Genomic DNA, 12,997 nt, shown 5'->3' with positions numbered 1-12,997 from the left:
ATGATTATAATTTAGATCTTCCACCCTGAACATGGACAGTATCCGAAATTCATTTTGGACAAATTCCAGAAAAAAACTTTAACGATTCATCAATAATTCGATCATGGGCATATGCCGAGTACTCCACCCACGGATCGGAAGGAAGCACATATACTTGATGATGGCGAACCGCTTTCAGTTCTTGCCATGGAAGTGAATATTGCAATTGATTCCAAAAAGCTAACGTTTCTTCTTCCTGCCTAATTAATAGCAACAAACGATCCGCATCTATTTGAGCAAGCTGATCGAGCGCAATCGGCTCGTTGTAAGCACCGCTCTTAGGATACGCGGCATTCATTTGCAAATCCTGATAAAACACCTCTGACATGCCACGATTGCAATGAGCATATAAATGCTGCTTCGAGATTCGCACGACCAAAAATGTGTCCTCTCCTACTTCTCGCTTTAGCTGTTGTCTAGCAAACTTCACCTTTCGATCATACATTTGAAGCCAGTTCTCTGCTTCCTTCTCTTCTCCTAAAAATTCAGCCGTCAGCATCAGCTGCTCCCGCCAGTTTTTCTCAGTCCACGGAACATAAAAAATAGGAGCAATCTGTTCAAGCCTCGCCTTCTCCATCTTTTCGAGATCGTCTGTGCTAATAATCACATCCGGCCGCTCATGGGACAGAGCCTCAACTTTCGATTCCCAATCTTGGTTTTTGCGATAAGCACTGAGAGGGACAGAAATATCGTCACGGTACATTTTATAATAATAAGCCGTCCATTTCGGATGAAGCGGCGCCGCATAAGGAATAATCTTTAATGCAAGCAATTGGCCGGTAATCGGAGACGTATAAGCAGCAATTTTTCGCCGGCGGCTTTTCATATAAGCGGTCGGCGTAACCCCTACCTTCTTTTTAAATTTACGGCTAAAGTAAAATTCATCATGATAACCAACCTGATGGGCGATATCACGCAGTTTAGCGTCAGATTGCGCCATCAGACGCTTCGCCTTATTCAGCCGAAGCTCTGTTAAATAATCCATTGCGCTCATTCCATACGTTTTTTTGAACAAATCGACAAAATATTTAGGACTAATATTGGATATCCTTGCTAATTGCTCAATCGTCAAATTCTCATAAAAATAACGTTCCATATAGTTCTTAGCGGCCTCTAGCGATGTTCGTGATTCTTTAGGAAAAGGCGAACGATGCTTCATGATATAATAAAACAGCTCTTGGAAAGCAAGCTGGCAGCGAAACCGTTCCAGCTCATCCTCGCTTCGCCAATGATCATAAATTTCATCACATAACGAGATCAGCCGATCCGCAGGAAACACAGGGATTTCCCCCTGTAACGGAAAGAAGCATTCCCCGTGATCGGATAGGCACTCATATCCTGAACCTTTCCGTTGAAACACGTCAAACTTAAACAAGAACATTTTACTTCTTGCTTCTATTTCAATTCCATATGTATCACCAGGGGAGCACATATAAGCGGTATTCTGCCGCAGTCGATACCTGTGACTATTTAACATAAAATGTCCTTGTCCACCTTTAACGATCATCAGTACATGAGAAGTTGTAAGCTGCTGTTCGATCCGCCAATCGCCTTCTTCTTTGATAAACTGCATCTCCCGCATTCTAAAAAACGAGCGATCCCAAGCAAACTCATCGGCCTCTTGCTTGATCATTTCAGATTGGACCATGATCTTTCTCCCTCCTTCTTGCTTCTGCATCTATACATGAAAAAGAGCGATTTTATTCGAGCTTTGACCATTCATTGTTATTTAGCATTTGATAATGATTATCATTATTATAATAATTATATCAAATCATTCCCTTTTTCACAATATACTCCCATTCAAGTTCAACTATTTGATATAGATAGCATCTGAAAAGAAAGAGAATAGGGTGTTTTCAACACACGAAGATCAGGAACACGCAGACACACGGCAAAAAAACAAGGCTGTTCTCCTGTTGAGAACAGCCTTATCCATCCCTTCTCAATCATTCACATCTTTATTTATTATACTCATCTTTCCAGCCAAACCCTTCCCTCAGCAACCTTCCAGAATCATATCGTTCTATTTTTTGGCTCGCTTCATCCAGCAAAGCTAATGAGGCCACATAACCGTTATCAATCTCTAACGGATACATCGTTGCACGGTTTAGGCAATCAGGGTCATCTTTCAAATAAAGTAACCGTGGGGTTTGATGAGGCGCAGATACGATCACATGCAATGGAGAAATTTGCAATCCCTTGCCCGTTGCTTTCAATATCGCTTCTTTCCTTGTCCAATATGTATAAAAAGCCCTCTTTTGCTCCTGAGGCGATGCTTGAAGCACATGATATTTTTCTTCCTCTGCTAGCACTTCATTGGCCATTTGCCTTACATCTAAAGCGTGAGAGTCATCCATCCACTCAATGTCGACACCAACGGGGATGCCAGCTGTAAAAGCAACGAGAACTCTCTCACCGGAATGAGAAATCGACCATTGCAATGAACGGTCAGGCAGCTGCGGACGGCCATGAGCCTTACGACAAGCTGAGCAAGTGCGATCAATCGGCACTTCATGCGGAGCCATATTGAGCTGCGCCGCTAATACAAAGCGACTTAATACACAACCGATCATAAAACGAGCTCGATCTTGCTCTTTCCGAAATGATTGTACTCTTTCCTTTTCCTCCGCATTCAGCAATCGAATATGCCACGATTGTAGATCGCGGATGTTAGCGAGCCAAACCTGGCACGCATGCTTCGTTAAATGAGGAACTGAATTCGCTATTTCCCATTCCACCACGGCAACCATTCTCCTCTCTCATTTCCGTTTTGCTTGATCGTGTGGAAAATAAAAGAAGAGTTAAGCAGGTGTTCTAAGAGCTTGATCCTTTCCTGCTCAACTCCGATTTGGCACCGTTCATTGCCAAGTTAAAGTCGTTAAGTTTTTATTTAACCTATTCATCAGGTGTAAGTGGAAGAGTCCACAGAAGCCACTGCTCTACGACAAGTGTTGAAGCTACTGAACTTGATCCACGGTCTAGGCGGATGATCTATTTTATTTTTTGATTTCTCGCAAACTGTTAGGCCTCATGTCCGTCCAGTGTGTATGAATATAATCGTGGCAAGCGGCACGTGTATTTTCTGAAAACACAATTTTCCAACCGGAAGGAACCGCAATGGAGGACGGCCAGAGCGAGTACTGGCCTTCCTCATTGATTAAGACAACATAGGTCCCATCTTGATTTTCAAAAGGGTTGGTCATTTTATACCTCTCCCTCCATTCATTGGAATGAAATCACTTTATTTCTTAATTGATCAGCAAGAACGCGGCCAATTTCAGCCAATGGCCCAGGCTGGCACATATCCTTATGGCGGCATTCGATATCATATTGAATGATTCGGCCATCGATGTATGGTAGCCATGCCTCCGGCTCGATTGGATCAAACCATTCCGGAATAATGGTTGAGCGGAAGAATAGGAGATCTCCCTTATAGCGCCGTGGCATATATTCACTTAAAATACGGACAGAATTTACATACGTGTTTTTAAGATTTAAGATGGTGGACTCTTCTAAACTAGCTAGCGCACTACCGTCACCCCGAAGCATCTCAATCGTATTCTCCAAATTCAACGGCTTCCCATCCATGTTATCCGGATCATATCCTCCTAAAGCAAGCAATGCAATCAAGGCCTCTTGCTCATCCGGCGCCTTAGCAATCGGTAAAAAGTGGCTAGGGTATGCGTCTAACATCACTAGAAGTGCAATCTCGTCTCCTTGCTGCTGCAGCTGTGTCGCCATCGCATGCACGACATTTCCGCCTAGCGACCATCCTAATAAGTAATATGGTCCTTTAGGCTGAACAGCCTTCATTTGCTCAATATAATCAGCAGCCATCTCATCTAATGTCTCTGGCAATCTCTCAGCTTTCGCAATACCTCGAGCCTGCAATCCGTATATTGGATATTCCGTTCCGATCGATGTCATCAATCCTGCATAGCACCAGCTAAGACCTCCCGCTGGGTGTACGCAAAATAGCGGAGGCTCTGTACCAGAAGCTCGCAATGGCAACAATATATCCAACGCATTATGACTGCTTCCCATTTCTAATTTCTCAGCAAGACCCGCAACGGTAGGAGCTTCAAATAAATCACCTATGCTCAGCTCGACTCCAAACGTCTCACGAATACGGCTCATTAACTGAACGGCCAAGAGTGAATGGCCTCCAAGTTCAAAGAATCCATCGTCAATGCCGACACGCGGTAAGCGGAGAATCTCCATAAAGAGGTCACATAACATCTCCTCTTGAGGTGTTCGCGGCCCGCGCCCATTCACTTCGATCGCTAAATCAGGCATTGGTAACGCTTCGCGATCCAATTTACCATTCGGAGTTAACGGTAAAGCTTCGATCATGACAAAAGCGGATGGAATCATATAATCAGGCAGGCTAGCCGCAACATATTTCCGCAGCTCGGATGATTCAAACACGGCATCCTTTGCAGGCACAATGTAGGCTACAAGCCGTTTATCCCCCGGCTGATCTTCCCGAACAATAACGGCTACTTGGGCAATTTGAGGATGTTTTGCTAAAACCGCCTCAATCTCTCCCAACTCAATTCGATAGCCTCTAATTTTAACTTGATGATCGGCTCGACCAATATAATCCAAAGTCCCATCTACGCGCCATTTTGCTAAATCGCCCGTGCGATACATTCTTGAGCCCGGCGGTCCAAATGGATTAGCAATAAAGCGTTCAGCGGTTAAATCAGGGCGCCCTAAGTATCCTCTTGCTAATCCAGCTCCAGCCACATACATCTCGCCAATCACTCCCGGCGGAACCGGCTGCAGCTGATCATCTAATACATACACCTCTAAATCAGGAATGCTGCAACCAATTAAGCTGTTCCCTTTCAGAGAAAGAATCGTTCGATCCAATTCAATATAGCTGACATGCACCGTCGTTTCCGTAATACCGTACATATTAATCAGCTTCGGCTGATTCTCAGGGTGCCGCTCATACCAATCTTCTAAACGGCTCAACTCCAATGCTTCTCCACCAAAAATCACAAAGCGCAAGGAAAGCTGCTTCGACCATTCGCTGTTTTCCCGATCAGCCTGCATCAGCTGATAAAAAGCGGATGGCGTTTGATTAAGAACCGTGACGTTTTGCTCCACGAGCAATTGAAGAAACTCCTTCGGTGAACGGCTTACATGGTGCGGAACGACAACAAGACGTCCGCCATATAAGAACGGTCCCCAAATCTCCCAAACGGAAAAGTCAAACGCATAAGAATGGAATAATGTCCAACTATCATTTTCGGAAAATTGGAACCAATGCTCCGTCGACCGGAAAAGCCGAACTACGTTTTGATGCGGAATCATCACACCTTTTGGTTTTCCTGTTGAGCCAGAAGTATAGATGATATAAGCCATATGATACGGTGATAAAGCTTCGATTCGATCCGCATCATTCGGATTCGTTTCCGGATAGTGGCCAATTTGCCCCACAACATGCTCCGCATCGACTACGATATGCTCCACATTCGGCGTACGCGGAAGCTTAACGGCCATTTGCTGATTGGCAATCACATACATCGGCTGCGCATCTTCCATCATATAGGCAATGCGATCTTCAGGATAATTCGGATCTAAAGGCAAGTAAGCGCCTCCCGCCTTCAATACCGCTAAAATGCCGATCACCATTTCCAATGAACGCGGCAACGCAAGAGCGACTACTCTTTCTGGGCCCACTCCTTTACTGATGAGAAAATGAGCCAGCTGATTCGCTTTTTTATTTAGCTCGGCATAACTAAGCTTTTGATCTTCAAAAACAACGGCTGTCGCATCTGGAACTCTTTGGACTTGTTTTTCAAATAAAGCTGGCAGGGTTTCCGCAGACAGATGCCGCTGTCGATGCTCTGCTTGATTTAGAAGGAGCTTGCGTTCTTCTGGCAGCAGCATATGAATTTGTCCAATCGGCAATTCTGGATTCGTCACCACTTCTTTAAGAAGCCGACATAACCGCTTGGCAAATCGTTCAACGGTCTCCTGCTGGAATAAATCTCGGCTATACTCAAATAAACCTATTAATCCAGCTGGCGAGCCATCTCCCATCCGGTTTTCGCGAAGCTCCAGCGTCAAATCAAATTTGGCAGAACCGACGCTGCGAACCTCTAATCGACTTTCCAGACCTTGCAACTCCAACTTTGGCTCCGGTGTATTTTGAAATACAAACATGACTTGGAATAGTGGGTGCTTGGCCCGCGAACGAACCGGATTTAAAACCTCCACTAATCGTTCAAATGGAAGATCTTGATTTTCATAAGCTGATAGATTCACTTGCTTCACTCTAGCAAGCAGCTCGCGGAAGCTTGGATTCCCTGATGTATCCATACGCAGCACAAGCGTATTAATAAACATTCCCACAAGGTCTTCCAGTGCATCGTCGTTTCTTCCTGCGATTGGACTGCCGATTGGAATATCTGTTCCCGCTCCCAACCGAGTGAGAAGAGCGGCAAAGCCCGCTTGAAGCACCATAAATAAGCTTGTTTTATTCTCACGCGCCAAAGCTAATAGCCGTTGATGGAGCTCCGCATCGAGCTTGAATTCGACAACTCCCCCTTCATAGCTGGACTCTGCAGGGCGCGGATAGTCAGTCGACCACTCCAGCTCTTCAGGTAAATCAGCAAGCGTCTGCTTCCAGTAATCCAGCTGTTTAGCAACGAGATGATCCGGATGGTTTTCGTTTCCTAAAAATTCCTGTTGCCAAAGAGCATAATCAGCATATGTGACTGGCAAAGGTGGCCAATCCACTTTTTGCTGCTGGCAATGCGCGTGGTAAGCGCTAGCCAAGTCACGAGTCAGCGGAGTGAGCGACCAGCCGTCTGCTGCAATATGGTGCATTAAAAGCAGCAGCACATATCGATTCGCTCCAAGCACAAACAGTTGCGCTCGAATGGGCGGCTCTTTTGTTAAATCAAAGCTATAACGCACCGCCTCATTTAGCACGCGAGATAACTCATTTTCGCTAATTTCTTGAACGATCAGCTCCGGACGTGCTTGATGCGGCTCCAAAACGATTTGCCTTGAAGTGCCAGAACGATCCGGGAAAATAGTCCGCAACGTTTCATGCCGTTCCACCACATCATATAAAGCTTGGCGCAAAGCAGCAATTTGAAGCTCGCCTGTTAAATGCACAACGACCGGTATATTATACGTAGGGCTTGGACCTTCCAAATGATGTAAAAACCATAAACGCCGCTGAGCAAATGATAGAGGAATCTCGTCTTTATGAGCATACGCTTTCACTGGCGGCTTCCCGTGCGCCGCTTCCTTTAGATGATGAACAAGGCTCGCCACCGTCGGTGATTCAAACAGCTTGCCGATCGCCAGCTCCACGCCCAACACATCGCGGATGCGGCTGATTAAGCGCGCGGCCAGCAACGAATGACCTCCCAGTTCAAAGAAGTTATCGTCAATGCCCACTGCCGACAAATCAAGCACCTCAGCAAAAAGCTCACATAAAATTTCTTCTTGCGGTGTTCGCGGCTTGCGTCCCTTCATTGTCACCGTCCAATCTGGAACCGGCAGCGCCTTGCGATCAATTTTTCCGTTTGGAGTCAGCGGAAATTCCTCTAAAATCATAAAGGCCGATGGGACCATATAATCTGGCAGCTTTTCGCTGACATAAAGCCGCAGTTCGGTAAGATCAAGCGCGCCTTTTGAACCGCGAGGAATGAGATAAGCCACCAATCGCGGAGCGCCTGGTTGATCTTCACGAGCCACGACTACCGCCCGCTCTACCTCATCATATTTGGTTAATATGGCTTCAATTTCACCGATCTCAATGCGGAAGCCGCGCAGCTTCACTTGATAATCGACACGCCCGATATAATCTAAAGAGCCATCCTTGCGCCAACGTACAAGATCCCCTGTCCGGTACATACGGCTTCCTGGTGGGCCGTATGGATTAGCGACAAAACGCTCGGCGGTCAAATCCGGCCGTTTCAAGTAGCCTCTCGCTACCCCCTCGCCAGCAATATATAGTTCACCAGCTACCCCAGGAGGAACGGGCTGCAGATGACGATCCAAAACATACACTTGTGTATTCCAAATAGGTTTACCAATCGCAGGAGCAAGAATATCATCCTGCTGCAAAGTCGCCATCGTGGACCATATCGTTGTCTCCGTCGGTCCGTATAAATTCGTGATCTCGCACCCGAGCTGATCCAAAGCCGATGCAAGGCTGCTTGGCAACGCTTCTCCTCCAACAAGCACCCGCAACCCGGCGATGCTGTCTGGATGATACGTCACAAGCATATGCCAAAGTGTCGGCGTCGCCTGCATGATCGTAATCTCTTCATTAGAAATCAGCGCAGCGAGCGTTTGCGGATCATGAATGGCTTCTTTTTTCGCTACGATTAATCTTGCTCCGCTCATTAATGGGAGAAAGATTTCTAAAGCAGCAATATCAAAGGCAATCGTTGTCACTGCCAGCCAACGGTCACGCTCATTGAGCATAAATTTGTCTTGCATGGCAAATAAAAAGTTATTTAGGTTTTGGAATGGCACAACCACTCCTTTTGGCTTTCCTGTTGAGCCAGACGTATAAATAACATAGGCTGGATGAAGAGCAGAGCGCCCATTTTCAACATTTGTGCTAGGATAGCGTTTGATTGCCTCTTCGGTTTCTGGATGATCAAGCACAATCATTGAAAGCGGAGAAATCGCCGATAATTTCGGTTGTGTCGCTGAGTTTGTAATGATGCAAAGCGGTTCCGCATCATCAAGCATAAAGGCTAAGCGCTCTTTTGGATATTCAGGATCAATCGGCAGGTAGGCTGCACCTGCTTTTAGTACCGCTAGCATCGCGATAACCATATCAGCGGAACGCGGCAGAGCCAATGCTACATACTGTTCGGGGCCTGCTCCCTTTTCTACAAGCAAATGGGCCAAACGATTGGCTTGTTCATTCAGCTCTTGATAACGAAGCATTTGATTTTCGCAAATGACCGCCATCGCTTCTGGATGTTGCTGTGCTTGTTTTTCAAACAACTGTAAAAAACTTGCTTCTGAATGATGCCGTGTCGTCTCGTTCCATATTTCGATGACTTGGCGGCGTTCTTGCTCAAGCAGCAGCTCTACACTTCCAATTGTCACATCCTCTTGCAACACTGTGATCATATCCAAAATCTGTAAAAACCTAGATTGATGAATGGCAAGGTCATCAGCTTGATAAATCTCCGGATTTGCATCAAAATCAATTCTTAGACCATTTCCATCTGTTCGGTCGTATACATTAATCGCCAAATCATCCACAGGCCCAGCTGAAAGGTTATGCGTAATTCCTTGATATCCGTCAAAACGCAATCCATAGTCAAACGGCATAATATTGACTTGCACGCCAAATAGGCGTTGATTTTCCCCTAATAGCTTCAAATCGCGGCGCAGCTGCTCATGGCGATATTTATGATGCTGCTTGATTTCTTTGATTTCCTGGCGAACAGTGCTTAATAGCTGTGACATTTTCATATCTGCATGCAGATGCAGACGAAGCGGAACCAGATTCATCACCATAGCCGGCACATTCAACGCCACGGAACCTAAGCGATTCATCATCGGCAAGCCAAGAATAACATCGGTGGCGCTTGTCAACCGATGAAGATAAAGAGCCGTTGCCGCAAGGAAAAGCTCATGCCATCCCGCTTTCCAATATTGAGTCGATTGTTTCAACCGTTCGGTTTGAGCCACGGATAAATGGACGGTTTTCCGAATAAACGTATGCGAAGCGCGCGCCGCTCGATCAGAAAGGCTTACGGCTTCAGGCTGATCGCGAAAACGCTCTAACCAAAATTGGCGGTCACGCTCATATTGCTTAGAGGCATGATAAACTTTCTCTTCTTCTATCACCTCACGAAATGAAGCAAAGGCTTCATCAGCGATCATTCGATCGTTCATAAGCGCCGTATAAGTCTCCGCTACTTTTTGGGCAATCAGTGAAAAGCCAAAGCCATCGATGGCAATATGATGAATGCGCTGATACCAGAAAAAGCGCTGATCAGAAAGCTTAAATAACGCTTCCGTAAAAAGCGGATCGCATTTTAAATCTACCGGTTTAGATAGATCTTTTTTCATCCAAAAAAGCGCTTCAGACTCCGGATTTGCGGCTGTGCTCACGTCGATGAAATAAAATGGGAAATCCGGCGAAGGATCAATGATCTGCCATGGCCCATTTTCATCTTCGCCAAATTGAGCATGCAATGATTCTGCTTGGACCAACACATGACGCAATGCTTGTTCAAAGCGAGCCGGATCAACCGGCCCGTGAATTTCAACGTATTCTCCTGTATTATAGATAGGATTTGCTGGATCGAGCTGTTGAGCAAACCAAATACCCGCTTGCGCCCCCGATAAAGGCAAACGCAGACGCTGATTCATGGACATGGATTCGGCCTCCTTTACTACGAATCTTGGTGAGATAGCACCTTTTCTCGTGGAAAATATAATAAGTTCCACCAATCGGAAAGAGTCGGCCGCGCAGCAAGATCCGCAAAGGTAACTTCTGCTCCCGCTCTTCTCCATTTTTCTACTAAACTCATAATGCGAATGGAGTCCAATCCTCTGTCGATTAAATTCTCTTGATCGGAAAGATCAGCCGCTTCCTCTTGCAGAAGCTCGGCTACCTGACGCCGCACATCTTCTAAGCTGAGCGGCAGCGGATTTTGCGCTCTTTTTAACACCCCAAGAAGCTGCTGCGTAGACATGGTAAATGCGCAACGGCTGGCCGCATATTGGATCGCCATTTGGTGCTGTTCACGCGAAAAATCAGCCACTGCATCGGCGACAAAAAAGACTTGGATATCTTGCATAAAAGCATCGCTAGCTGTTAATAAGCAGCCAATATGAGCGTAAACTCCGCAAATGATTAACTGATCTCTCCCTTGTTCTTTTAATATTTCAGAAAGATTCGTCTTTTTGAATGCGCTATACCGCCATTTGGTCAGAACGATATCATCGGCATCCGGCGCTAGATCATCAATAATTCCTTTTTGATAAGGATCGTCGGCAATGCCTTTTCCCCAAAAATCTTGAAGCAATCCGCGCTCCTCCGGGGCTTGCCCTCCTGGCTGTGCCGAGTAAACGACAGGCACTCCTAGCTTTTTGCATTCCTGTTTAATCTGTTGAATATGGCTTACAAGCTCCACTAAAGGAGAAGCGTTTGGAGTAAAAGCGTCAAGAAAATAATTTTGCATATCGTGGATCAATAAAACAGCCCGCTTAGGGTCAAGTGTCCATAACACTTTATTTTTCGGCAATTCTGACAACAAAGGCATCGGATAAGCTGGAATAGCTGGAATACCCATCTGACCACTTCCTTTCTCTATGGTTATACCGTTGTCTTTTGAGATGCTTGCAGCTTTTCAGTAATCCTTTTGCGCAATTCTCTTTTGTTGATTTTTCCAACAGGCGTCTTTGGAAATGAATCAACAAACTCAATTCGATCCGGTATTTTAAAGGCGGCTACCCCACGCTCTCGCAAAAATGCTCTCAATTCCGTCGCTTTCAAGGACGCATCACGCGGAATGATAAAAGCGCATGACCGTTCGCCAAGAAATTCATCAGGCATGGAGACAATTGCCGCATCGCGTACCGCAGGATGAGCAAGAAGATGATTTTCCATTTCCTCAGCGGCGATTTTTTCACCGCCCCGGTTAATCTGATCCTTTACGCGCCCCTCCACCACCAAGTAGCCGGACGGAGTCATTCGCACTAAATCACCCGTTCGGTAAAATCCATCAGAAGTAAACGCTTTTGCATTATGCGCCTCCGCTTTATAATAGCCGCGGATCGTATAAGGTCCCCTTGTTAACAGCTCACCCACTTCTCCCGGTTCCACTTCGCGATCCTCCTCATCAACAATGCGGATTTCATCGTATGGTGACATCGGCCTTCCTTGCGTATGAATCACAATTTCCTCCGGATCGTCTAATCTCGTATAATTAACGAGCCCTTCAGCCATACCGTATACTTGCTGCAGCTTGCAACCCAACACAGGCTGAACTCTTTTCGCCACTTCCGCACTAAATTTAGCACCGCCGACCTGCAAAACTTGCAAGCTCGATAAATCATATTGCCGGGAAGAGGCGGCATCAAGCCAAATCCAAACGAGCGGCGGCACAAGCGCCGTAATGGTCACCTTTTCCTGCTGGATCAGCGGAAACGCCTCATCTGGGCTAGGACTTTCCGACAAAACCACTCTTCCGCCAGCATACAACGTTCCTAGCACTCCTGGTGAGCTAAGCGGGTAGTTATGAGCCATCGGCAGAGCAGCAAGGTAGATGCTATCTTGATTTAACTGGCAAATTTCCGCACTGATGCGCAGGCTGTAAATATACTCATCATGAGTGCGCGGAATCATTTTTGATAACCCTGTGCTGCCGCCCGATAATTGAAAGAACGCAATGTCGCTGGAACGGACAATAGGGAGCTCAATCGGCTCGATAAACAAGTCTTCTAATGATAGAAACTCTTCTGCTTCTCCTGTGACGATGACATGCTTCAATGTTGGAACAGCTGCCTTTACCTGCCGGGCAAGTGATCGAAAATCAAATCCCGCATGCTGATCAGCAATAATATAGGCGGCCGCTTCGCTAAACTCGCAAAAATAGCGAATTTCACTGAATCGATGGGAAGGCAAGGCAAAGACAGGAAGCGCCCCCAAGCGAAATAAGGCAAAGCATACTTCAAAAAATTCCACTTGATTAGGCAATTGAAGAACCACGCGATCCTTCGGGCGAATCCCCATTTGATAAAGTCCCGCCGCAAGCTGGTCCGCTCGCCGATCAAGCTCTTGATATGTAAGCTGTCTTTTTCGAGAGGTAACGGCAATCCGTTCACCATACTTCATTGCTCTTTGCCGCAACATATCGCCGAACGTTTCACCCGCCCAGCATCCTTCCTTACGATAAAAATCAGCCAATTCTTTTGGCCAGGCAACGCATCCGCTTAACATGGC

The 12,997-nt window shown here is 46.2% G+C and carries 6 protein-coding genes; all 6 read right to left on the bottom strand.

The genetic code is table 11. The features are described 5' to 3' along the window. Window positions 1-49: 49 nt before the first annotated feature. Window positions 50-1,687, bottom strand: coding sequence for an AraC family transcriptional regulator (locus B6A27_RS14965; protein WP_201722571.1), 1,638 nt, complete (start codon window positions 1,685-1,687; stop codon window positions 50-52). 313 nt (window positions 1,688-2,000) lie between these two features. Further along, window positions 2,001-2,792, bottom strand: a complete 792-nt coding sequence (locus B6A27_RS14960; protein ID WP_236631850.1) for a 4'-phosphopantetheinyl transferase family protein — start codon at window positions 2,790-2,792, stop codon at window positions 2,001-2,003. A gap of 246 nt (window positions 2,793-3,038) precedes the next feature. Continuing rightward, window positions 3,039-3,245, bottom strand: a complete 207-nt coding sequence (locus B6A27_RS14955; protein ID WP_019416996.1) for an MbtH family protein — start codon at window positions 3,243-3,245, stop codon at window positions 3,039-3,041. Between the two features lie 19 nt (window positions 3,246-3,264). After that, window positions 3,265-10,425 carry an amino acid adenylation domain-containing protein gene (locus B6A27_RS14950; RefSeq protein ID WP_080862506.1) on the bottom strand — a complete coding sequence of 2,387 codons (7,161 nt, stop codon included), beginning with the start codon at window positions 10,423-10,425 and terminating at the stop codon, window positions 3,265-3,267. Window positions 10,426-10,442: 17 nt separating this feature from the next. Beyond that, window positions 10,443-11,345 (bottom strand): isochorismatase family protein, encoded by a 903-nt coding sequence (locus tag B6A27_RS14945; protein WP_066148967.1) that lies wholly within the window; start codon window positions 11,343-11,345, stop codon window positions 10,443-10,445. Between the two features lie 23 nt (window positions 11,346-11,368). Then, on the bottom strand, window positions 11,369-12,994 hold the full coding sequence (locus B6A27_RS14940) for a (2,3-dihydroxybenzoyl)adenylate synthase (RefSeq protein WP_044742592.1): 1,626 nt from the start codon (window positions 12,992-12,994) through the stop codon (window positions 11,369-11,371). Between the last annotated feature and the right edge of the window lie 3 nt (window positions 12,995-12,997).

Source organism: Anoxybacillus sp. UARK-01 (genome assembly GCF_002075365.1).
GTDB classification, from domain to species: domain Bacteria; phylum Bacillota; class Bacilli; order Bacillales; family Anoxybacillaceae; genus Anoxybacteroides; species Anoxybacteroides rupiense.
This window is presented reverse-complemented; position numbering and strand designations above follow the sequence as displayed.

What these genes read in the sequence shown, in the direction of transcription:
- B6A27_RS14940 (WP_044742592.1), bottom strand. Translation starts at nt 12,994, where the DNA reads ATGTTAAGCGGATGCGTTGCCTGGCCAAAAGAATTGGCTGATTTTTAT.
- B6A27_RS14965 (WP_201722571.1), bottom strand. Translation starts at nt 1,687, where the DNA reads ATGGTCCAATCTGAAATGATCAAGCAAGAGGCCGATGAGTTTGCTTGG.
- B6A27_RS14955 (WP_019416996.1), bottom strand. Translation starts at nt 3,245, where the DNA reads ATGACCAACCCTTTTGAAAATCAAGATGGGACCTATGTTGTCTTAATC.
- B6A27_RS14945 (WP_066148967.1), bottom strand. Translation starts at nt 11,345, where the DNA reads ATGGGTATTCCAGCTATTCCAGCTTATCCGATGCCTTTGTTGTCAGAA.
- B6A27_RS14960 (WP_236631850.1), bottom strand. Translation starts at nt 2,792, where the DNA reads ATGGTTGCCGTGGTGGAATGGGAAATAGCGAATTCAGTTCCTCATTTA.
- B6A27_RS14950 (WP_080862506.1), bottom strand. Translation starts at nt 10,425, where the DNA reads ATGTCCATGAATCAGCGTCTGCGTTTGCCTTTATCGGGGGCGCAAGCG.